At 66.4% G+C, this 22459-nt stretch carries 18 protein-coding genes and 1 riboswitch; of the genes, 4 read left to right on the plus strand and 14 right to left on the minus strand.

The features are described from left to right. Positions 1 to 188: 188 nt before the first annotated feature. The 6 genes from panE to BRADO_RS01585 form a co-directional block, all read right to left on the minus strand. Positions 189 to 1112, minus strand: coding sequence for a 2-dehydropantoate 2-reductase (gene panE, locus BRADO_RS01560; protein WP_011923565.1), 924 nt, complete (start codon positions 1110 to 1112; stop codon positions 189 to 191). A 131-nt stretch (positions 1113 to 1243) separates the two neighbouring features. Continuing rightward, complete coding sequence (locus BRADO_RS01565; protein ID WP_041757259.1) at positions 1244 to 1981, minus strand: SDR family oxidoreductase; 738 nt, start codon at positions 1979 to 1981, stop codon at positions 1244 to 1246. 63 nt (positions 1982 to 2044) lie between these two features. Next, on the minus strand, positions 2045 to 3202 hold the full coding sequence (locus tag BRADO_RS01570) for an IS481 family transposase (protein ID WP_011923567.1): 1158 nt from the start codon (positions 3200 to 3202) through the stop codon (positions 2045 to 2047). A 155-nt stretch (positions 3203 to 3357) separates the two neighbouring features. Beyond that, positions 3358 to 3966 (minus strand): 2-hydroxychromene-2-carboxylate isomerase, encoded by a 609-nt coding sequence (locus BRADO_RS01575; protein ID WP_011923568.1) that lies wholly within the window; start codon positions 3964 to 3966, stop codon positions 3358 to 3360. A gap of 107 nt (positions 3967 to 4073) precedes the next feature. Next, positions 4074 to 5429, minus strand: a complete 1356-nt coding sequence (locus tag BRADO_RS01580; protein ID WP_011923569.1) for an MATE family efflux transporter — start codon at positions 5427 to 5429, stop codon at positions 4074 to 4076. Between the two features lie 116 nt (positions 5430 to 5545). Further along, a complete protein-coding gene (locus BRADO_RS01585) occupies positions 5546 to 6118 on the minus strand; it encodes a DUF2239 family protein (RefSeq protein WP_085972760.1) in 573 nt (190 codons plus the stop codon). 170 nt (positions 6119 to 6288) lie between these two features. Here BRADO_RS01585 and BRADO_RS01590 point away from each other — a divergent pair, with 170 nt between their 5' ends. Continuing rightward, complete coding sequence (locus BRADO_RS01590; protein ID WP_011923571.1) at positions 6289 to 6954, plus strand: glutathione S-transferase family protein; 666 nt, start codon at positions 6289 to 6291, stop codon at positions 6952 to 6954. A 3-nt stretch (positions 6955 to 6957) separates the two neighbouring features. Here the strand turns inward: BRADO_RS01590 and BRADO_RS01595 are convergent, their stop codons facing one another. After that, the gene (locus BRADO_RS01595; RefSeq protein ID WP_011923572.1) at positions 6958 to 8364 is read right to left on the minus strand and encodes a serine hydrolase; all 1407 of its coding nucleotides are present in this window, start codon (positions 8362 to 8364) and stop codon (positions 6958 to 6960) included. 173 nt (positions 8365 to 8537) lie between these two features. After that, the gene (gene ggt / locus BRADO_RS01600; RefSeq protein WP_011923573.1) at positions 8538 to 10244 is read right to left on the minus strand and encodes a gamma-glutamyltransferase; all 1707 of its coding nucleotides are present in this window, start codon (positions 10242 to 10244) and stop codon (positions 8538 to 8540) included. 191 nt (positions 10245 to 10435) lie between these two features. Here ggt and BRADO_RS01605 point away from each other — a divergent pair, with 191 nt between their 5' ends. Beyond that, on the plus strand, positions 10436 to 11839 hold the full coding sequence (locus tag BRADO_RS01605) for an MFS transporter (protein ID WP_011923574.1): 1404 nt from the start codon (positions 10436 to 10438) through the stop codon (positions 11837 to 11839). Positions 11840 to 11914: 75 nt separating this feature from the next. Here the strand turns inward: BRADO_RS01605 and purH are convergent, their stop codons facing one another. The 3 genes from purH to BRADO_RS01625 form a co-directional block, all read right to left on the minus strand. Continuing rightward, positions 11915 to 13507, minus strand: coding sequence for a bifunctional phosphoribosylaminoimidazolecarboxamide formyltransferase/IMP cyclohydrolase (gene purH / locus BRADO_RS01610; RefSeq protein ID WP_011923575.1), 1593 nt, complete (start codon positions 13505 to 13507; stop codon positions 11915 to 11917). 26 nt (positions 13508 to 13533) lie between these two features. Beyond that, a riboswitch (ZMP/ZTP riboswitch) is annotated at positions 13534 to 13614 on the minus strand. A 368-nt stretch (positions 13615 to 13982) separates the two neighbouring features. Beyond that, on the minus strand, positions 13983 to 15674 hold the full coding sequence (locus BRADO_RS01620) for a heparinase II/III family protein (protein ID WP_011923576.1): 1692 nt from the start codon (positions 15672 to 15674) through the stop codon (positions 13983 to 13985). Between the two features lie 269 nt (positions 15675 to 15943). Continuing rightward, on the minus strand, positions 15944 to 17296 hold the full coding sequence (locus BRADO_RS01625; RefSeq protein ID WP_011923577.1) for an RsmB/NOP family class I SAM-dependent RNA methyltransferase: 1353 nt from the start codon (positions 17294 to 17296) through the stop codon (positions 15944 to 15946). 195 nt (positions 17297 to 17491) lie between these two features. Between BRADO_RS01625 and BRADO_RS01630 the strand changes: the two genes are divergently transcribed. After that, entirely contained in the window at positions 17492 to 17722 is a 231-nt protein-coding gene (locus tag BRADO_RS01630; protein WP_050780938.1) for a DUF1674 domain-containing protein, read from the plus strand. 58 nt (positions 17723 to 17780) lie between these two features. Here the strand turns inward: BRADO_RS01630 and BRADO_RS01635 are convergent, their stop codons facing one another. Beyond that, the gene (locus BRADO_RS01635) at positions 17781 to 18275 is read right to left on the minus strand and encodes a L,D-transpeptidase (protein ID WP_041755984.1); all 495 of its coding nucleotides are present in this window, start codon (positions 18273 to 18275) and stop codon (positions 17781 to 17783) included. A gap of 216 nt (positions 18276 to 18491) precedes the next feature. Further along, positions 18492 to 20444 (minus strand): acetate--CoA ligase, encoded by a 1953-nt coding sequence (acs, locus tag BRADO_RS01640; protein WP_011923580.1) that lies wholly within the window; start codon positions 20442 to 20444, stop codon positions 18492 to 18494. 379 nt (positions 20445 to 20823) lie between these two features. On the opposite strand from acs, the gene BRADO_RS01645 reads away from it, so the two are divergent. After that, on the plus strand, positions 20824 to 22011 hold the full coding sequence (locus BRADO_RS01645) for a DNA topoisomerase IB (protein WP_011923581.1): 1188 nt from the start codon (positions 20824 to 20826) through the stop codon (positions 22009 to 22011). Between the two features lie 12 nt (positions 22012 to 22023). Here the strand turns inward: BRADO_RS01645 and BRADO_RS01650 are convergent, their stop codons facing one another. Beyond that, positions 22024 to 22380 carry a hypothetical protein gene (locus BRADO_RS01650; protein WP_244422953.1) on the minus strand — a complete coding sequence of 119 codons (357 nt, stop codon included), beginning with the start codon at positions 22378 to 22380 and terminating at the stop codon, positions 22024 to 22026. Positions 22381 to 22459: the final 79 nt, after the last annotated feature.

A 22459-nucleotide genomic window follows, 5' to 3' on the forward strand; every position in this document is an offset into this window, starting at 1 on the left:
TCGTCCCGGCGAACGCCGGGACCCATACGCCGCGGCGGACGTAATAGGGCAACATGCCCATGACCAGCCTGCTTCAATCCACTCCCTGTGGGTATGGGTCCCGGCTCAAGGCCGGGACGACAGCGGTCGGCGCGGCGGGACCGCGCCTCGTCAACTAATTTTGTGCGTCCGTCGCAACGAGGCAGCGCTCACTTCCCCCGTTGCGCCTCGTATACCTTCAGCTGCGTGTACGAAATCCTTAAGCGCGGCACGGGCACCTTCGCCGCATCCGCGCGGGCGACGAGGTCGCCGATGACGTGATCCGCCTCGACCGGCAGGCCGGCGCGGAGATCGCGGAACATCGAGGCGGTCATCGGTGATCCCTCGGTGGTGATCATCCCGGAGACGCGCTGAAAGAAGGCGCCGGCCGGCGCGTAACCGGCGGCTGCAGCGGTGGCGCTGCATTCGTCGAGCATGCCGAGCAGGAAATCCTTGCCGCCCGGCGCCGTCAGGATCACGCCGACCGGCGCGCGCATCAAGGTCGTGGACGCCGCGAGCGAGGCGAGGAACACCCACTTCTCCCACATGTCCTGCATGATGTGGTCGCTGGCGGCGGCGTTGAAATTGCCGCGCTGGAAGATCTCGAAGATGGCACGCACGCGCTCCGAGGATCCGCCGTCGCGCTCGCCGAAGTTCAGCGATTGCATCGGCTGCAGCTGCACCACCTCGCGTTTCTCATTCAGCGTCGCCGCAATGGCGCAAAGACCGCCGAGCACGCGCGCGCGGCCGAATTTGGCGTCGAGCACGTCGAGATGCTTCATGCCGTTGAGCAGCGGAATGATCGCTGTATCAGCACCGACGGCCGGCGCGAATGACGCAATCGCGTCGTCGAGGTCATAGGCCTTGCAGCTCAGCAGCACGACGTCGAAATGCTGCTTCAGGCTGTCGGCCTGCACCGTCGGTGGGTTAGGCAGCGTGACGTCGCCGCTCGCACTGCGGATCACGAGACCGGCGTTCGTGAGCTCGGCGGCGCGGCGGGGACGAACGAGGAAGGTGACATCAGCACCGGACTGCAGCAGCCGGCCGCCGAAATAGCCGCCGATCGCGCCGGCGCCGACGACGAGAATACGCATGGGTGGGTCCTCTCTTAGAACGAGCACCATCATGGAGAAGCCGATGGCGAATGGCGAGTAGCGAATGGGGATGGCGACCATTCGGTATCAGCGACCCCCTATTCGCTCCTCCCTATCCGCCATTCGCCCCCTTACCACTTCTCGCCGAACGGCCGGATCTCCATCTCGAAGGTCCAGGCGCTCTTCGGCTGCTGGTAGAGCTGCCAATAGGCCCCGGCAACCGAAGCGGGCGGCATCAGCAGGTCGGGATTGTCCAGCGCCTCCTTGCCCCAGAGCTGGGCCCGGCGCTCGCGCACCCAGGCGGTATCGACGCCGGAATCGATGATGAGATGGGCGACATGGATGTTCTGCGGCATCAGCTCGCGCGCCATCGACTGCGCCACCGCGCGCAGGCCGAACTTGGCGGAGGCGAACGCCGCGAAGCCCGAGCCGCCGCGCAGCGACGCGGTCGCGCCGGTGAAGAAGATCTTGCCGCCGCCGCGTGGCAGCATCAACCGCGCCGCCTCGCGCCCGGCGACGAAGCCGGCCCAGCACGCCATCTCCCACACCTTGCGGAACACGCGGTCCGTCGTCTCCAGGATCGGGAAATTGACGTTGGCGCCGACGTTGAAGATCACGACCTCGAGCGGCGCGTGCTTGTCGGCGTCGTTGAGGAAGGCGGTGGTCTCGTCCTCCTTGCGCGCATCGAGCGAACGCGCCACGATCCGGCCGCCGGCGGCCTCCACCTCGGCCACCAGCGGCGCCAGCTTGCCGCCGTTACGCCGGCCGGCGAACACTGTGAACCCCTCTGCGGCGAACTTCTTGACGATCTCGGCGCCGATGTAGTCGCCCGCGCCGATCACGGCGACGGTGGCGTTGCGCTGTTGCATCATGGGATCTCCGTTCTCACCACGTCGTCATTGCGAGCGCAGTGTTCAGCCCGGAGACATAGCTTACACCTGTTCGGGGACATAGTTGACACTTTTGGGGTCGCGCAAATCGATGGCTGCGATCTGATGCGCGGCAAAGAATATTCCGAACTGTCCGTCGGCGCTGAGTGGCCGGATAGCCAGCCGCTCTCCGCGAAAGGCTTGCGGGACTTTCCACAGCCGTCCCTCGAAGCTGACGTAGGCCTTGGTGGTCGACACGGAGCGAACGGTCTCACCCTCGTCGTATTCGACTACTGGAAGGCGGTCCGGCATCGTGCGTTGGCTTGGTCGATAGCGGCTTGCCGGCACGTCGAAGTTCAGAGCCTCGTGCGGCCGGTCGAGATTGTAGATGGAGCGCCATTCGTCGAATGCCCGCTGGACATCGGGAAGGTCACGGTAGCGCCTGAAGGCAAACACCTCAGCCTTCAGACTGCGGTGGAAGCGTTCGTTCTTGCCGCGGCTCTGAGGATGGTAGGGCCGGCTGTGGATTGTTCGAACGCCGAGCTTCAGAAGCCAGACCGTCAGTGCGGTCCAGGGGTCTTCAAGTGTAAAGCCCCAAGGGCCACCATTGTCGACGAACATCGCATCCGGCAATCCATAGCGGCGGAACGTCGTCTCCAGATGTCCTTTAACCGTAGAGCCGCGCTCGTTGTCACAAGCCGCCAGGCACAACGAGAAGCGCGAGTGATCGTCCAACGCCGTCAGCGGGTGACAGGACACACCGTTTTCCAGCGCACTGTGTCCCTTGAAGTCCATCTGCCAAAGCTGATTGGGCGTATCCTTCTCGAACCGAGTGTAGGGCTGTCCGGGCGTGCCTGCAGGCTCCATCACGCGATCGTAGCGGCGCAGGATGGTGTGCACGGTGGATATCGCCGGGACAGCTTGCCCGTCGCGCTCGAGACGACGTGCGAGCTTGCGCGCGCCCCAGGCCGGGTGAGCATCGCGCAACGCGACAATCTGCTGCTCGATCGCAGCCGCAGTGCGCTCAGGACTGCGATGAGGCCGCCGCGACCGGTCTGCCAGCGCCGTGTCGCCAGTGTCATGCCGCTGGATCCATTTGTAGCCCGTCTGGGGGCTGATGCTGAACCGCCGACACAGCTCCCGCCGGTTGGCCCCTTCCTGCTTGGCAAGCATCACAAACTCTCGTCGCTGGTCCATGACAGACACCTCTCGCCACGGCATCGCTCGCCCCTTTGCTTGACGAATCGAGCCGATTTTGACGTGTCAACCATGTGTCCGAACACCCGTCAGCTATGTCCCCGGGCTGAACAGCAGCGAAGCAATCCAGAGTCGTAAGCGGAGCCTTGGATCGCTTCGCTGCGTGCGCGATGTCGAGACTATCTGCCGAGGATCATCTCCTCGACGTCGCGCAGCTGCTCCTTGCCGAAGAACATCTCGTTGCCGACGAAGAAGGTCGGCGAGCCGAACGCGCCGCGCTCGACGGCGCGTTGGGTGTTCTCGACCAGCTTCGCCTTCACCTCCGGCTCCTGCGCGCGCGCAAAGAGTTTGGCGCCGTCGAGGCCTGAGGAGGTGATGGCGGCGATCGCGATTTCCGGATCGTCCATCTTCTTCGGCTCGCGCCACATGTGGTGGAACGCCGCGTCGACATATGTCTCGAACACGCCTTCGAGCTGGGCGGCGATCGCCGCGCGCATCAAGTTGAGCGTGTTGACCGGAAAGTGCGGGTTCCAGACCCAGGGCTGCACGTGGAAGCGCTTGAGAAAGCGCTGAGTCTCGACCTCGTGGAACTCGCGCTTGTTCTTGATGCCGGCGAGCGACTCGGCAGGTGACTTGTTGTTGGTCGCCTTGAAAATGCCGCCGAGCAGCACGGGGACGTAGAAGAACTGGACGCCGATACGCTTCTCGACGGCCGGGATAGCCTCATGGCTGAGAAAGGCGTTGGGGCTGCCGAAATCGAACATGAACTCGGGTCCGGGTCGGCTCATGGGCAGTCTCCTCGACGTGTTTTGCGCATTGTGGCCCGGGGCGCCGGCGGCGTCCAGGGCTTTATGATGACCATCATATGTCGCCGCGAGGAGATGCGCGACGTGCATCAGATCATCTTTTGCACCGTGCGCCTGCGCCAGACCAGGAGATAGAAGCTCATCTGCAGCAGCGCCATGGCCGAGAACGTGATCGGATAGGCCCACCAGACGCCGTCGAGGCCAATGGTGCGGCTGAGCCAGGTGGCGGCGGGCACCTCGATCAGCGCGATGCAGAAGGCCGAGATCGCCAACGGCATCCACACCGTGCCCGAGGCGCGCATCGCCGCGGAGAAGGTCGTGGACATGCCGAACAGCACCGAGCTCCACAGCACGATATGCAGCGACCGCTGCGCCACCTCGATGACGGCGGGATCGGTGATGAAGAAGCCCATCAATGTCCGCGAGAACAGATAGCCGATCGCGACGAGGCCGCCGGTCAGCACGACGTTCATCTCGATGCCCGTGCGCACGATCCGGCCGATCTGCTCGGCATTGCCACGGCCGATCGCCTGGGCGCCGAAGATCGACACCGAGATCGCGATCGACAGCGCCGGAAACTGCACATAGCCGAGCACCTGGTTGACCGCGCCGTAGGCCGCGGTTGCATCCGAGCCGAAACCGTTGACCAGCCCGATCAGCACCATCTCGGCCAGCGACATCACGATCATGCCGATCGCGGCGGGAATGCCGAGCCGCAGCACGACGCGCAGCAGCAGCGGATCGGGCCGCATGCCCCGGATGAAGGCCGCGTCGATGGCCAGCGGATGCTTGCGCCGCCGCAGATAGAGATGGAGCGAGGTCAGCGTGATCAGGGTGGAAGTCGCCGACGCCCAGGCGGCGCTCGCAACGCCCAGCTGCGGCACGCCGAGCCAGCCGCGGATGAACATCGGCGTCAGCACCAGCCCGAGCGTTGTCGAGGCTGCGAGCGCCGCGAGCGGCGTGACGGTGTCGCCGACCGCCCGCATCTGCGACGACAGCATGATGTAGGCGAAGGTGAGCGGCATCGTCAGCATCATGATCCGCGCGTAGCCAGAGGCCGCATCGATGATGTTGGCAGGCGTCGCGAGCGCGGTCAGCAGCTCGCGGCTATAGAGGCCGCCGACCGCAATCAACACCGCGAGCAACAATGTGATGGTCAACGTCGTGCCGGCGATCGCCTTCACCTTCGCAGGTTCCTTGGCGCCCCATGCCTGGCCGATCAGCACGCTGGCGCCGGAACCCAGGCCCATCACGAAGGACACGAAGAAGAACATCGCTGGGAAGAACACCGACACCGCGGCAAGCGCGTCGACGCCGATCATCTGGCCGAGATAGACGTTGTTGATGGTGCCGAACAGCGATTGCAGGATGTTGCTCAGCATCATCGGCGCGAGAAACATCAGGAACGGTTTGCGGAGGGACGCGGGCGTGGTCACGGCAATCATCCGTCCGCCGCGCGCGAACGGGCGGCGGCTCGTGTTGGAATGAATTGAACGGCAGTACACCGCGATCGGCGGCTCCCGTTGGCTTCTCGAAAGGAACAGATCGAAGAGACCGAATCTCAATCGGTGTGGTGACGCTGTGCGAGCGCCATCGCATGGTCGCGGATGTCCGCCGGCCAGTCTATGATCAAAGCTGTGACGCGGGTGAGATCGTCCGCGAACAGCGCCCGGGCCGCCTCCTCGAAATTCGGGAGATTGCCGCCCATCGTCGACATGAAATGATAGGCGGCATCGCGCGCCTCGCGGGCGCGGTCCTTGTCACCGCTGGCGCGGCGCGCCTCGTGGACCAGCTTGCGCAGCGCCACCGAGGCGCCGCCGGGCTGCGCGCCCAGCCATTCCCAGTGCTCGGGCAGCAGGGTCACCTCGCGCGCGACCACGCCGAGCCGGGGGCGGCCGCGACCCCGTGGCTCACTGGGTGCGGGCTCGGCTGGCATATTGGAGCCGCCGGCGAGTCTCGCCAGGATCTCCCGGTCGCTGCCGCGCAGATCGAGATCGATCGGCCGTCCGGTGCGGTCGCTGAAGATGATCACGGGCGCCGGGCTTGCCGGCGCATGCTTCAGCGCCAGCGCCACTTTCGGCAGCGGCCCCGCCGCCACGCGATCGGCTCCGGCAAAGGCGGTGTAGGTATCCATATCCATCAATCCCTATGCGATCGGGCGAATAAAGCCCGGATATAAATCGGTGTCAATATTATCCGGGTAAATATTTTGACCTTCCATCCCGGGTCCCAGCGCCTCGCCGAAGCGATCTTGTCCTGCTACGGAACAGCGCTCGTCACTCCGATCCGTCTTCCGGGGACTTCATGCTCACCGTTCACCACCTCAACAATTCCCGCTCGCAACGTGTGCTCTGGCTGCTCGAGGAGCTCGGCGTGCCCTATGAGATCGTCCGTTATGAGCGCCAGCCCGACATGCGCGCGCCGAAAGAGCTGCGGGCGATTCATCCGCTCGGCAAGTCGCCGGTCATCACCGACAACGGCAACACGGTCGCAGAGTCCGGCGCCATCGTCGAATATCTGATCGAGACCTACGGCAATGGCCGGCTGATCCCGCCGCCGAAGACGCCGGAGCGGCTGCGCTATTCCTACTGGCTGCACTATGCCGAGGGCTCGGCGATGCCGCTGCTGCTCTTGAAACTGCTGTTCAACATCATGCCGAAGCGCGCGCCGGCGCTGCTGCGTCCGATCGTGCGCAAAGTATCGAACCAGGCGCTGACGACGCTGGTCAATCCGCAACTGAAGCAGCACATGGGGTTCTGGGAGAGCGAGCTGCAGAAGAGCGACTGGTTCGCCGGCAACGAGTTCACCGCCGCCGACATCCAGATGAGCTTCCCACTGCAGGCGGCCGCTGCGCGCGGCGGGTTGGAGCAAGGCCACCCGCGCGCCATGGACTGGCTCGCCCGCATCGAGGCGCGGCCGGCCTACAAGATCGCGCTTGAGAAGGGCGGCCCGTACGAAATCGGCCGCTGAGCGTTATTTCGCGGCCGTCGCCGGCGCCGCGGTCGCGGCGATCACCTCGCGCACCAGCCGGGCGACGCCCTTGATGTCGCCGTCCGGATCGACCGAATCGCCGAGCCTGGCCACCACCATGTGCTGGCTCGGCATGATCACAAGGCGCTGGCCGAGCAGGCCGAAGGCGAAGAGGGCGTCAGCGGGAATGCCAGCGCGGGCACGCCCCTGCGCGTGAATCTGCTGGCTTCGATTGGTCCAGAGGCCGGCGCCATAATCGGTGTCGAGCGTCGCGGTCGCCGACATTGCCACCCAGCCTTCGGGCAGGATGCGCTGGCCGCCGACCACGCCGTCGCCGAGATAGAGCAGCCCCAGCCTCGCCCAGTCGCGCGCGCTGGCCAGCATGTTGCCAAAGCCCTGCAGCGTGCCGGTGCCGTCATATTGCAAGGTGACGTGGCGCATGCCGAGCGGGTTGAACAACTCGCGCCAGGCGAGCTCGATGGTCTGCTCCGGACCGCCGGCAGCATCGCGGATGATGCGGGCCAGGATCTGCGTCGACGCGCTCGAATAGGCCCAGCGCTGCCCGGGCGGCGCGATCGGCGGCGCATGAACGGCGAAGGCGGCCATGTCGCGATGGATCGCCATCTGGCTCGATGCATCGAATCCCGAATTGGTCTCGTCCAGCGCCAGGCCCGATGTCATGCGCATCAGCTGCTCGATCGTGATCTCGTGCCGGCCATCGCCGGGGTCGCGCCATTCCGGGACCGGTGCCTGGATGGATGGGCTGAGCTTACCCTGGCGGGTGAGAATGCCGAGCAGCGCGTTTGTGACCGTCTTGGTCATCGAGAATCCCATCAGCGGCGTCTCGACTCCAATTCCCGGCGCATAGCGCTCGGCGATCAGCCGGCCGTCCTTGATGACGACGACCGCCTTGGTGCGGCGGAGCGGCGGAGCGGCCGGCTCCTCGAAGGCGTGATCGAGCGCCGCCTTGAGGGCGGGGTTGGCCGGCTCGACGGGGTTCGCGTCCGCGAAATCGGGGAGGGCGGCTGCCGGGCCGCCGCCGCGCAGCGCGTTGATGTCGCTGTGCGGCACGTAAGGCGGCTTCTGGCCCTGCAACGAGACGCAGCCGAGGCCGTCATGATAGGATGCGCGGCTCGCATGCAGGCCGAGCAGCGAGGCGTCGACGACCCGCATGTCGGGCTCGACCCGATAGCGCATCACAGCGCGCAAGCGGCGGAGGCCGGGGCGCTCCATGGTCTCGGCAAAGGTGGTTTGCGGATCGAGGCCGGAGACGAAGGTCTTGGCGCAGATGATCTCGGCGACCGCGGTCGTGGCGGCGCGCAGCGCGCGATCGGGCCGATAGGTGAGCCAGCCCGCCACCAGCAGACCCGCGAACACCAGAAGGCCGACAAATAATCTGCGCAAGTTCACCAGAACGCCTGAAATCGTCGAGCAGGCTCCGCCGCGTGGCGCCCTAGACGTGTTCTAACCCGGCTCGGACACCTCGCCAACGGAGCGACGCCATGGAACGCGTCCATCAGGCGGCGGCAAATCGTCCTCCGGCCCTCGCCAGGAACGGACCAGCCGGATGCAGATACCTGACTCTAGCGCCCGGCCGCGGTCGCCCCCTTGCTGCGCGGATCGGGCGCGCCGACCAGGCCATCCGATGTCACCAGGATCGAGTTGGCCGAGGTCCGTCCCATCGGTTCCTCGATCTTGTGGCCGCGGGCCCGCAGATCGGCCAGCACGTCGTCGCCAAAGCCCTTCTCGATGCGGACCTCGTCCGGCATCCATTGATGATGCAGCCGCGGCGCGCTCACGGCCTGGGGCACGTCCATCTCATAGTCGAGCACGTTGACGATCACCTGCAGCACCGTCGAGATGATGCGGCTGCCGCCGGGCGAGCCCGTGACCAGCACCGGCTTGCCGTCCTTCAGCACGATGGTCGGCGACATCGACGACAGCGGCCGCTTGCCCGGCCCGGGGAGATTGGCCTCGAAGCCGACCAGTCCGAACGCGTTGGACGCGCCGGGTGCGGCGGTGAAATCGTCGAGCTCGTTGTTGAGCAGCACGCCGGTGCCCTCGGCGATCAGGCCGACGCCGTAGGGAAAGTTCAGCGTATAGGTGTTGCTGACCGCATTGCCGTCATTGTCGACCACCGAGAAATGCGTGGTGTTGCTGCCCTCGCGCAGCGGCTTGATGTTCAGCACGTCGCCGGCGCCAGTGGCGCGGGCGGGGTCGATGCCGGCGCGCTGCTGGGCCGCGTAGTCCTTCGACAGCATCGCGCGCACGGGCGCATCCACGAAGGCGGGGTCGCCGAGATAGCGGGCGCGGTCGGCATAGGCGCGCTTCATCGCCTCGATCAGCAGATGCAGCGACGCCGGCGAACCCTGCTTCAGCTCGCTCAGCTTGAAGCCTTCGAGGATGTTCAGCGTCTCGACCAGCACGGTGCCGCCCGAGGAGGGCAGCGGCATCGAGACGATGTCGTACCCGCGATAGGTGCCGCGCACAGGTGTACGCAGCACCGGCTGATAGGCCTTGAGATCGTCTGCTGTCATGATGCCGCCGGCGGCCTGGATCGCCTTGGCGAGCTTCTCGGCCACCGGGCCCTCGTAGAAGCCGCGCGGACCCCGCTCGGCGATGGCGGCGAGCGTGGCCGCGAGGTCGCGCTGCACCAGCCGGTCGCCTTCCTTCAGCACGGTCCCGTCGGGACGAATGAAGATCGCAGCCGAGGACGGCCATTTCGCGAGCCGCGGCGCCATCATGGGCAGGGTGAAGGCAACATCATCCGCCACCGGGATGCCGTCGCGCGCCAGCACGATCGCGGGCGCGACGAGCTGCGCCAGCGTGAATTTGCCCGAGCCGTATTTCTCCAGCGCCAGCGCCAGGCCCGCCACGGAGCCGGGAACGCCGATCGACAGCGCCGAATCGCGCGACTTGGCATTGTCGGGCCTGCCGTCGGCGCCGAGGAAGATGCCGCGCGTCATCGCCGCTGGGCCGGTCTCGCGGTAGTCGATCGCGACGTCCTCATTGGTCTTCGCGAGATGAATGACCATGAAGCCGCCACCGCCGATATTGCCGGCGACCGGATAGGTCACGGCCATCGCGAAGCCGGTGGCGACCGCGGCATCGACAGCGTTGCCGCCGAGCGCGAGAACGCGCTGGCCGACCTCGGCGGCGATGCGCTCCTGCGCCACCACCATGCCATGCGCCGGGGCTTGCGCTGGTGCGGCGACGTTCGGCGGCTGCGGAACGTCGACGCCTTGCGGATCGAGCGCATGCGCCGGCCAGCAGCCGGCCAGCAGCAGCATGACGCCTGCAAGGAGTCGTCGTCGATCAATCGTGAAGAGGATCATTGCAATTCTGCCGCTGCTGACATTCGCCCGGGATCGTCGGATGTTATAGGGCCACGTTGCCGACGTAAAACGCGACCCCGTGATCGTCGCACGAAAAGCGAGGCGATCGCGGGCGCGGGGCAATGGCGAGATCGCAGAGGATTTGCATGGCCGTCACCACGATCCAGAACACCGAGGCCACTGAGGAGCGCAGCTATCCCGGGCGGGCGGCGGTGGTCAGCTGGATCTTCTTCGACTGGGCGGCACAGCCCTATTTCACCTTGATCACGACCTTCGTTTTCGCGCCCTATTTCGCCGCCCATGTCGCGCCGGATGCGGCGAGCGGCCAGGCGCTGTGGGGCTTTGCCACCGCCGCGGCGGGCATCGTCATTGCGCTGCTGTCGCCGGTGTTCGGCGCCATCGCCGACGCGACGGGCCGCCGCAAGCCGTGGATCGCGGCGTTCGGCGCGCTGCTGGTGATCGGCTCCAGCCTGATGTGGATCGGACGGCCCGGCGCGCCCGACCTGATCCCGCCGCTGCTCGCGGCCTATGTGCTCGCGACCATCGGCGTCGAGTTCGCGACCGTGTTCAACAATGCGATGATGCCGACCCTGGTGCCGCCCGAGCGCATCGGCCGGCTGTCGGGCACCGGCTGGGCCACCGGCTATGTCGGCGGCATCCTCTCGCTCATTCTGGTGCTCGGTTTTCTCGCCGCCAATCCCGACAGCGGCCGGACGCTGTTTGGCTTGACGCCGCTGTTCGGCCTCGATCCCGTGACGCATCAGGGCGATCGCATGTCCGGACCGCTCACCGGGGTCTGGTTCATCATCTTCGTGCTGCCGATGTTCCTGTTCACGCCCGACTTTCCGGCGCGCCATCGGCTCGGCGCAGCCGTGCGCGAAGGCATTGGCGAGCTGAAGCAGACGCTGCGCAGCCTCCCCCAGCAGCGCGACGTCGCGCTGTTCCTCATCGCCAACATGATCTACACCGACGGCCTGGTGTCGTTATATGCGTTCGGCGGCATCTATGCCGCCGGCACGTTCGGCTGGAACACGATCCAGATCGGCACCTTCGGCATCATCCTCGCCGTCGCCGGCACGCTGGGCGGCTGGGTCGGCGGCAAGCTCGATGACCGGCTCGGATCCAGGCGGGTCATTGCCGGCAGCATGGCCCTTCTGCTGCTCGCGATCATCGCGATCCTCCTCGTCAGCCGCGATTCGATCCTGTTCATCCCGGTGACGCCGGCGGTCCCCGGCGGACCGCTGTTCGCCTCGTTGCCGGAGCGCGCTTATCTGCTGCTCGGCTGCGTGATGGGCGCCTGCGGCGCGCCGCTGCAGGCCGCCTCGCGCTCGCTGCTGATCCGGATGGTCCCGAAGGAGCGCGTCGCGCAATATTTCGGGCTGTTTGCGCTGACCGGAAAAGTGACGTCGTTCATCGGCCCGCTCTTGATCGGCATCATCACCGCGGCCACCGCGAGCCAGAAGGCCGGCATGGCCGTGCTGGTGCTGTTCTTCGCGGTCGGACTGCTGCTGCTGGCGCGGGTGAACTCCTCTCGTCATGCGCGGGCTTGACCCGCGCATCCATCTCACTTCGATCAAGTCATTCGATGATGGATTGCCGGGTCAAGCCCGGCAATGACGAGCTCGTTAGTGCCGGAAGTGCCGCACGCCGGTCAGCACCATCGCGATGCCGTGTTCGTCGGCAGCCTTGATGACCTCGTCGTCGCGCACCGATCCGCCCGGCTGGATCACCGCGGTGGCGCCGGCCTCGATGCAGGCGAGCATGCCGTCGGCGAACGGGAAAAACGCGTCGGAGGCGACCACCGAGCCCTTGGTCAGCGGCTCGGCGAGCTTCAGCTCGGCGGCGGCATCGAGCGCCTTGCGGGCGGCAATGCGCGCCGAATCGACCCGGCTCATCTGTCCCGCGCCGATGCCCACGGTCGCCGAATCCTTGGCGTAGACGATGGTGTTCGACTTCACATGCTTGGCGACGCGGAAGGCGAAGCGCAGGTCGCGCAACTCGGCGTCGGTCGGCGCGCGCTTGGTCACGACCTTCAACGTCATGTCGTCGACCACGGCGTTGTCGCGGCTCTGCACCAGCAGGCCGCCGGCGACGGTCTTGGCCGTGAGGCCGGCCTCGCGCGGATCGGGCAGGGCGCCCGCCAGCAGCAGCCGCAGGTTCTTGCGCGCCGCGACCACCGCGATCGCCTCCTCGGTTGCGTCGGGCGCGATGATCACCTCGGTGAAGATGCCGGTGATGGCGCGCGCGGTGGCGGCGTCGAGCTTGCGGTTCATCGCGATGATGCCGCCGAACGCCGAGGTCGAATCGCAGGCCAGCGCCTTCTGATAGGCGGAGATCAGATCCGGCCCCTCGGCCACGCCGCAGGGGTTGGCGTGCTTCACGATCACGCAGGCCGCGGTGCGGGCCGGATCGAACTCGGCGATGCATTCATAGGCCGCATCGGTGTCGTTGATATTGTTGTAGGACAGCTCCTTGCCCTGCACCTGCCGCGCAGTGGCGACGCCGGGACGTCGGCCGGGAAGGGCGTAGAACGCGGCATGCTGATGCGGGTTCTCGCCATAGCGCAGCGACTGGATCAGCTTGCCGCCGAAGGCGCGATAGTCGGGCGCGTCATTGTGGATGGTCGCGGCGAACCAGTTCGAGATCGCGGCGTCGTAGGCGGCGGTGCGGGCATAGGCCTTGGCGGCAAGCCGGCGGCGCAGCAGCAAGGTGGTCGAGCCCTCGTGCCGCGCGAGATCCTCGAGCACGGCCTCGTAGTCGTCGACGTCGACGACGACGGCGACGTCCTCGTGGTTCTTGGACGCCGCGCGGATCATCGCAGGGCCGCCGATGTCGATATTCTCGATACAATCGCTGAACTGAGCGCCGCGCTCGACCGTGGCCTCGAACGGATAGAGATTCACGACGAGCAGATCGATCGGTGCGATGCCGTGGGTCTTCATCGCCTCGGTATGCTCGTCATTGTCGCGGATCGCGAGCAGGCCGCCATGCACCTTGGGGTGCAAGGTCTTGACCCGGCCGTCCATCATCTCGGGAAAGCCGGTGAGGTCGGAGACGTCCTTCACCTTCAGGCCGGCCTCGGCAATCGCCTTGGCGGTGCCGCCGGTGGAGATCAATTCGACGCCGCGCGCGGCGAGCGCGCGCGCGAAGTCGGTCAGGCGGGTCTTGTCGGAAACCGAGAGAAGAGCACGACGAACGGGACGAAGCTGATTGGTCATGGCGGGCAGAATCCTGTTGCAGGAGGTTCAGTTGCCCAGGCGCACGGCGGTCGATCCCGCGCTCCCCGATGGTGCTCCATCCAAAGTCGCCAGTCGCGCGAGAGCCGCGCTCATAGCAGCTTTTGCCTGGACGGACAACGGGGGGTATTTCAGCTTGCAGCTATGGCCGTTCGCCGCGCTCAAGATGGTAATCTGAATGATTGAGGCAATCTCTATCGGCACGGACGGTGCAACCTCTCCCCGCGCCTTGCGGGGAGAGGTCGGATTGCGCAGCAATCCGCGTGAGGGGCATGGCAGACGAGACCACATCGCAGGTCTATCGGACCCGCACGTCCATGCCTCGGCTAATGCACCACCCGTCCGGCTGCCCCTCACCCCGACCCTCTCCCCGTAAGAACGAGGAGAGGGAGCACACTGCCCGTGCTGAAGCAGTCGGTGTATCACCCGTCTGTCGCTTGAGCAGATAATGTCGGCCCTACAGCGGCAGCTCCGGCTCTCGCCGTGCATTCCTCCGCGCGTTGGTCTCGCTCGGCGATGTCGAGGAGCGCACGAAGCTCCAGCGGATCGAGGGGGACTGCTGGGCATCCTGGCGGATCACGAGCTGCGTCGTGCGGCGCGGGCCGTCATTGCCGGCAAGGAACACGCTGTCCTCGAGATCGACGCGATCGTCGAAGGTCTCGAACGTCCAGACCTCGCGGTTTGGCAGCACCAGCATGGCACCGTGTCCGTCACTGAGGCGGCTCGCCTTCACGGCGGGATGCAGATGGAAACGCAGCGTGTAGTCCGAGCCGCCGCCGCGCAGCCGCGCGCCTTGCGCGGGAGTCACGGTGTCCTCGCCGTCGAGCCGCGAGCCGTCTTCGGCGGCCACGAGCACACGGCGGTGGATCAGGCCGAACTTCGCCGCGTAGCCGTTATGCGAGGTCGACAGCACGGTGCCGTCCGGCACGATCTCGCGGAAATTCTCCACGCGCGTCGGGCCCGACACGATCGGCGCGCCATGCAGCAGGCGCTTCATCGCCGACATCTCGACAAAGGTGCAAGACGAGGTGTTGTGATAGGTCAGCGTCGAATGCGCGACCGTCGAGCGCGCGAAGGTGCGCCAGTTGTCGCGGCCCGTCGAGGGCAGGCCGCAATTGATCACGATGCGGCTCGTGCCCGACGACAGTTCGAAAGCGAGACAGCCGGCATGGGCCTCGTGGCTGAGATGCGGCGGCGGCGGCGCGCCGGTGTCGACGATCACCGTCATCTGCCCGGCATCCAGGCGCTGGAAGCCCGAATGCGGCATGCTCGCCATCGGCGTGCCGTGCGTGTCGTCATAGGCGAGCAGGGTTGCCAGCAGGTCGGTCGGCGTGCCGCCCATGCCGTTGAACAGCGCCATGTTGCCGTCACCGTGCCGAAAGAAGCGCAGCATCGGCATCATCCGGTCGATGGCGTTGAGCAGTGCCGGGGGCGGGGCGATGTTGCGCGCGGCGAAGGTCTGGCGCAGCGGCAGGAGGTCGATCAGGAGCTCGATCAGGGCGCCTGGGTTGCGCGACACGTGCCCGCCGTCGGGCAGGATCTGGCGTTGCAGCTCTTCCGACAATTTCCGGCTGGCGCTGCGGATGTGCTTGGCCTGGTTGGCGAGGCACAGCGCGGCGTAACACAGCGCGATCAGCACCTGCAGCCGCGGCACGCCGTCCGGAATGTCGATGGTCGAATAGCGCAGGAAACGAATCTCGCGGGTCAGGCCGCGCAGATAGCGGCGATAGAACTTTCCGTCGGAATCCGCCAGCACCAGCGGCGCCTGCGACAGCAGCGAGATCACGCGGCGCGCCAGCACGTCGGCGCGGCGGCTCAAGGGGTGGCGGCCGATCTGGTTGGTGATCCAGTCGTCGACCAGCGCCCGCGCATTGGCCCGGGTCAGCGCGGTGTCGGCTGCGCGCAAGTGACGCAGCCAGCCGAAGCCGAGCAGCGCGACCTCCCAATCCTCCGACGGCGGCTCCAGGTCGAAGATCGAACGGCCATGGCAGGTGACGATCTTGCCGGCGAAGACGAATCGCCCGGCATAGATCTCGGCCGCTCGGGTGGCGTCCGACGTGCGCAGGTCATGCGGTGCAATGATCAGCCGGTCGGCCCGTCCCGGCCACAGACCGGATACGGATACCGATACGCCGCTGACATTGGACATCAGGCTGCGCGCCGCGCGGCCCAAGACCAGTGTCGATATGCGTCTGCGTTGAGCGGCGGACACGCCAAGCCTTAACACGAGAGGGGATTCGGTTGCGGACCCCAGGGGGATTCGCAAATGCCGCCGATACACCATTTTTGGCCCCGGTGCAGCACCATCGCGGGACCCGAAACTGGTGCAAAATCAGGATTTAACGACTAACGCAACGCCGACGCCCTCAATCGGCTACCGCCACGGCGCAGCCATACCTTGCGCCCACGATGCCATGCTCATGGCCGCCGCTCCAGCCTCGCGGCGTAAAAACCGTCGAGACCGCCTAGCCGCGGATCGGCGTGCGGCAAATGGCAGGGCAGGGTTCGCAGATCGCCCATCGGCGTCACCAGCTCGGCCAGTCCCGCCACCTCGGCCGGATCGATCGGAACGCGCCGAAGTTCCGTGCCGGCGGCGAGAACATGGTCCACCACCTGTTCGCCCTCCTCGGGCTCCAACGAGCAGGTGCAGTAGACCAGGGTCCCCCCCGGCTTGAGGAGTCCGGCGGCCCGCGTCAGCAGCCGCACCTGCGTTCCGGACAGCGCGGCGATATCGGCCTCGTTGCGCAGCCAGCCGACATCGGGATGCCTGCGGATCGTTCCGGTCGAAGTGCAGGGCGCGTCGAGCAGGATGCCGTCGAAGCCACCGGCGTCCGCGGGCTGCCATTCGGCGGCGTCGGTGACCACGGTCTCAGCCGGCAGCTGCAACCGCGTCATGTTGTCCTTTAGCCGGCTCATCCGGGCCGGCGACCTGTCGACGGCCGTGACACGGGCGCCGCCATGGGCGAGCTGCGCGGTCTTGCCGCCGGGAGCGGCGCAGAGGTCCGCCATGGACTTGCCGGCGACGTCGCCAAACAAGCGGGCGGGCAGCGCGGCGGCCGCGTCCTGCACCCACCATTGACCCTCGGCAAAACCTGGCAGCACCGTCACCGAGCCATGCAGAAGCGTCCGGACGGTTCCGGTTGGCAGCACCTCGCCGTGCAGCCGCGAGGCCCATTGCGCTGGGTCTGACTTGACGGTGAGGTCGAGCGACGGCTCCTGGCCGAGCGCAGCTGCGATGTCCCTGGCGGTGGCCTCGCCATAATGATCGGTCCAGCGCTTCAGCAGCCAGGGCGCGATGTCGAGCGGCTGGCCTTTGGCATCATCGAGCAGGGCCGCTCCCTCGCGGGCGCAACGGCGCAGCACCGCATTGACCAGGCCGGCATACTTCGCCGCGCGCCTGTCGGCCTGGACCAGCCGCACTGACAGATCGACGGCGGCGTGGTCGGGCACGTCCATCCACAGGATCTGCGCGGCGCCGATCAAGAGTGCGCTTTGCGCGCGCGGGGCGTCGGTCGGGATGCCGCGATCCAACAGCCGCGACAGCACGTTTCCAAGCGTCCCGAGGCGGCGGAGCGTGGTCGCAACCAGCCGGCGCATCAGCGCACGGTCGCGATCGGCCAACTGCTTCAGTCCGGGATGCGCGCCGGGGCCGTCGAGCTGATCGTCGAGCGTGCGATGCTTGTGCAGCACGCCGTCGATCACGTCGGCGGCGATACGTCGTGCCGCAAGGCCCGGGACTTCGGAAGGTGTCGCAAAACGCGGCGGGGGCATGCCTGGAGGCTACTCGCGAAAAGAAGAAGGGCAGTTCCGCGACGATCGGGTGCATGCCATCAGCTTGCGGGTCCTCTGCCACCGGAATATGCCGAATGTAAGAATCGGCTCTGCTTTTTTAAGACCTGTTTTATCGTTCGTGAGCACACGATCTGATGAGCTTGGGAACGGTCGGTTCAACGGTGGAATGGTACGATGAGCAGCGAATCTTCGAGCAAGCCGACATTGACGCTGGTGGCCAGTAACGACGCTCCGCGCAAGCCGCTGACGCCGGCCGCGCAGCGCGCGCTGGCGGAGGCCGAGGAGCGCCGGCGGATTGCCGCCGAGCAGGCCAAGCCAATGCCGAAGGAGTTGCAGGGACCGAAGGGGCCGGAACCGACCCGCTACGGCGACTGGGAGAACAAGGGCATCATCTCGGACTTCTGAGATCTATCACGGCGCGCCGCACCCTCCGGAAGCGCCGCTGAGGTGATCGTTGCCGTGATCAGCGCGTCACCACGACCGTGGTGCCGATCGACACGCGGTCATAGAGATCGGTGATGTCCTGGTTGAGCATGCGGATGCAGCCATAGGACACATAGCCGCCGACCGAGTTCGGCACGTTGGTGCCGTGAATCGCATATTCGCCGCCGGCGAGCGTCATCGCCGCGACGCCCATCGGATTGCGTGGCGAGCCGCCGGCGATCACGTCCGGCAATTCAGGCTTGTCGCGCTTGACGTCGGCAGGCGGCGCCCAAGCGGGATTCTTGTATTTGCCGTCGATCTTGGTGGTACCGGCCCATTGCCGTCCGGCCTTGCCGACACCGACCGGGTAGCGCATGGCGTGGCTGCCATCGAGCACGAGATAGAGCCTGCGCTCGCTGGTCTTCACAACGATGGTTCCCGGCGAATAGTCGCCGGCGATGCCGACGAGCTCGGGGCGGGCGCACGCCGTCTTGCTCGTCACAACCAAGGAGCCGGCCACCGAAGCGGCCACCATTGCTGCCTTCAAGGCCAGCCCAACCGTTCCAGTGCGCATCGCCCATCCCTCAGCCAGTTCCGTGGCGCGCGCTCCCCAGCCGGGAGCACTCGGAGGGCTCGAGGAGATGAAAACTTCTCCGCCAAGTAAATGACATGAAAACAACACTCCCGCGGAATCATCCGCGGGAGGGCCGTTGCGCTTGACGCGTGAGCAACCGGGTTGAAGCGGCCGTGATCAGGCCTGTTTCTCCTTGCGGTTCTGCCGGTGCTGCACGAGGTCGTCGACCACCGCGGGATCGGCCAAGGTCGATGTGTCGCCGAGTGCGCCCGGCTCGTCCTCGGCGATCTTGCGCAGGATGCGGCGCATGATCTTGCCGGAGCGGGTCTTGGGCAGCCCTTGCGAGAACTGGATCTGGTCGGGCGAGGCGATCGGGCCGATCTCCTTGCGCACCCAGCCGACGAGCTCCTTGCGCAACTCCTCGCTCGGCGTCTCCCCCGCCATCAGGGTGACATAGGCGTAGATGCCCTGGCCCTTGATGTCGTGGGGATAGCCGACCACGGCGGCCTCCGAGACCTTCGGATGCGCGACCAGCGCGCTCTCGACCTCGGCGGTGCCCATGCGGTGGCCGGAGACGTTGATGACGTCGTCGACGCGGCCGGTGATCCAATAATAGCCGTCGGCGTCGCGGCGGCAGCCATCGCCGGTGAAGTACTTGCCCTTGTAGGTCGAGAAGTAGGTCATCTCGAAGCGGGCGTGATCGCCATAGACGGTGCGCATCTGGCCCGGCCACGATCGCGTCAGGCACAGATTGCCCTCGGTCGCGCCTTCCAGCGTATTGCCGTCGGCATCGACGATCTCGGGCACGACTCCGAAGAACGGCCGCGTCGCCGAGCCCGGCTTGAGCCTGGTCGCGCCCGGCAGCGGCGTGATCAGGATGCCGCCGGTCTCGGTCTGCCACCAGGTGTCGACGATCGGGCAGCGGTTGTCGCCGACGACGCGGTGATACCACTCCCAGGCCTCGGGATTGATCGGCTCGCCGACCGAGCCGAGCAGGCGCAGCGATTCGCGCGAGGTTTTCGTCACCGGCCCGTCGCCGCCCTGCATCAGGGCGCGGATCGCGGTCGGCGCGGTGTAGAAGATGTTGACCTTGTGCTTGTCGATGACGTTCCAGAACCGCGAATTGTCCGGATAGTTCGGCACGCCTTCGAACATCAGCGTCACGGCACCGTTGGCCAGCGGCCCATAGAGGATGTAGCTGTGGCCGGTGACCCAGCCGACGTCGGCGGTGCACCAGTAGACGTCACCCTCGTGATAGTCGAACACGTATTGATGCGTCATCGACGCATAGACGAGATAGCCGCCGGTGGTGTGCAGCACGCCCTTGGGCTGGCCGGTCGAGCCCGAGGTGTAGAGGATGAACAGCGCATCCTCCGCGTTCATGTGCTCGACCGGGCATTCCGTCGTCACCATTTCCGCAGCCTCGTGGTACCAGAGGTCGCGTGTCGGGTTCATCTCGATCTTGCCGCCGGTGCGCTTGACCACGACGACCCAGTCGACATTGTCGACCTTGTTCAGCGCCGCGTCGACATTGGCCTTCAGCGGCACCTTGCGGCCGCCGCGCAGGCCTTCGTCGGCGGTGATCACGACCTTGGAGTCGCAATCCTTGATGCGCTGGGCGAGCGAGTCCGGCGAGAAGCCGGCGAACACCACCGAGTGGATGGCGCCGATGCGGGCGCAGGCGAGCATCGCGTAGGCCGCCTCCGGGATCATCGGCAGATAGATCGTGACGCGGTCGCCCTTCTTGACGTTGCGGTTGCGCAGGATGTTGGCCATCTTGCACACTTCGTCGTGGAGCTGACGATAGGTGATGTGCTTGGAGTCCGCGGGATCGTCGCCTTCCCAGATGATCGCGGTCTGGTCGGCGCGGGTGGCGAGGTGGCGGTCGATGCAATTGTAGGCAGCGTTGAGGACGCCGTCCTCGAACCATTTGATCGAGATGTTGCCGGGCGCGTAGGAGACGTTCTCGATCTTGGTCGGCGCATGGATCCAGTCGACCCGCTTGGCCTGCTCGGCCCAGAAGCCGTTGGGATCCCTGATCGAGCTCGCGTACATTTCCTGGTACTTCGCGTCGTCGACGAAGGCGCGTTTCGCCCACTCGGCCGGGACGTCGTAGATCTTCTCGGACATTTCACACCCTCCGCATGCAGCCTGCCGTCCATTCCTGGGCAAGCCATCGTTGTTCCCACTATGCGTCCGCGTAACCGGCGGCGACAAGGCAAGACAAGTAGGACCTTCGGCGGGGAGGCGGTCTGCGCAGGATCAAAGAATTGTGCGCGGAGGTTGCTGAAGTCCGGACGCGGCTGGCGACCGCAAAAGTCCGAGACATCAAGGTTACCCCGAATCGGCCTCCTTGGCGGTATTTATTGACCGTTCTGCCTGAATTTAGGGACTCGCCATCCGTGCTCCGACGTCCTAAATCGCCTCCAAGCTGTGGATAACCCGCCCGGAACCAAACCGCGGGCCGAGGCATTGAGCGGATGAACACGACGGCAGGGCGTCTAAAGCAATGATGGACCAGCAGAATTTCGAGAGTCCCAGGGTCGGCCCGGCCGACGCCGAGGTGGCGCTCGCGAAGGCGCTGGGCCAGTGGCCGCCCAAGCCGGGGCGCCGCAAGCTGACGCTGAAGGACTTGGCGCATGCCAAAACCGCCCATGCGCAGGCCAATGCCAAGACCACGGTCGAGGAACTGGCCAAGCGGATCGGATTGAAGCTGGGCGACCAGTCGGAGCTGACGATCCGCCGCATCAAGCGCGGCAAAAGCTACAGCTTCATCCGCGCCAACGGCACCCAGATCCGCCACGCCGGCACCATCCGCCGCCTGCACGCGATGGCGGTGCCGCCGGCCTATCGCGAGGTGCGTTACGCACCCGATCCGAGCCTGCATCTCCAGGCGGTCGGCATCGATGCCGCCGGCCGGCTGCAATATCGCTATCACGCCGACTGGGAGAAGGTGCGCGAGCATCGCAAGGCGCATCGTCTCGCCAAGCTGGTCGGCGCGCTGCCGCGCATCCGCCGTGCGGTGTCCAAGCATCTCGCCGGCGACGCGCCGACGCGCGAATTCGCGCTCGCCGCCGTGATCGAGCTGATCGCGCGCACCGCGATCCGTCCCGGCAGCGAGTCCTATGCGCGCCTCAACGGCACCCGCGGCGCCGCGACGCTGCTGAAGTCGAACGTGCTTCTGGAAGACGACTGCCTGGTGCTGACCTTCAAGGCCAAGGGCGGCAAGGCGGTGCGCAAGGAATGCGACGCCGCCAAGCTGGTGCGTGCGGTCGGCGTCCTGCGCGGCCTGCCCGGCCGGCGCATGTTCCAGTATCGCGACGCCCAGGGCGTAGTGCGCGCGGTGTCGACCACGCAGGTGAATGCGTTCCTGCGCGAGATCGCCGGGATCAAGATCTCGGCCAAGGATTTCCGCACGCTGATGGCTTCGGCGGTCGCGCTGGAGACGTTGTCGCGGATCACGCCGGCGGAAAGCGCGCGCGGCCGCAAGAAGCAGATCCTCGAGGCGATCCGTGCCGCGGCCGACGAGCTCACCAACACGCCGGCGATCTGCCGCAAGAGCTACGTGCACGACACCATCGTGACGGCGTTCGAGGACGGCATTCTCGAGCGCTTCGCCGCCACCATGAAGGGCCAGCGCTCGCAGACGAAACGCGAGCAACTGCTGGCGCAGGTGGTGACGGCCGTGTCGGCCTGATACCGCAAACCGCTAGACCTGGCAGCGCGGGCCGATCTTGGCCGACGCCAGAAAGCGCGCGATCGGATCGAGCGCCTTGCAGGACGCCGCCGCGCGCTTGACTGGCGCGACCGGCTGCTTGGTCGGCCGCAGCACCGTCGCTTTGGTCGGGGCCTTCGCACGCCGCGCAACCAACGAGCTGCGCGCGACCTTCGAGGGCAGCGGCAGACGCGCGGCCTCGTTCACCTCGATCGCCTGCGCTTCAAAGCTGCGATCGGACTCGTTCAGCGTGTCGACGCCGGGTATCGGCTCGCGGATCAGCGACGAGGTCGTCTCGCCCGTCATGTCGCCGGGCGTCACCGCGGCGAGCACCATCTTCGTCGCAAGCAAGCAGCAGATTATCACGAGGCAGAACCCCGCAATCCAGATCGTTCTGTTCACTGTAGGAAACCCCCGCCGATCGCGCCGG

This window comes from Bradyrhizobium sp. ORS 278, from assembly GCF_000026145.1.
Classification (GTDB): Bacteria; Pseudomonadota; Alphaproteobacteria; order Rhizobiales; family Xanthobacteraceae; genus Bradyrhizobium.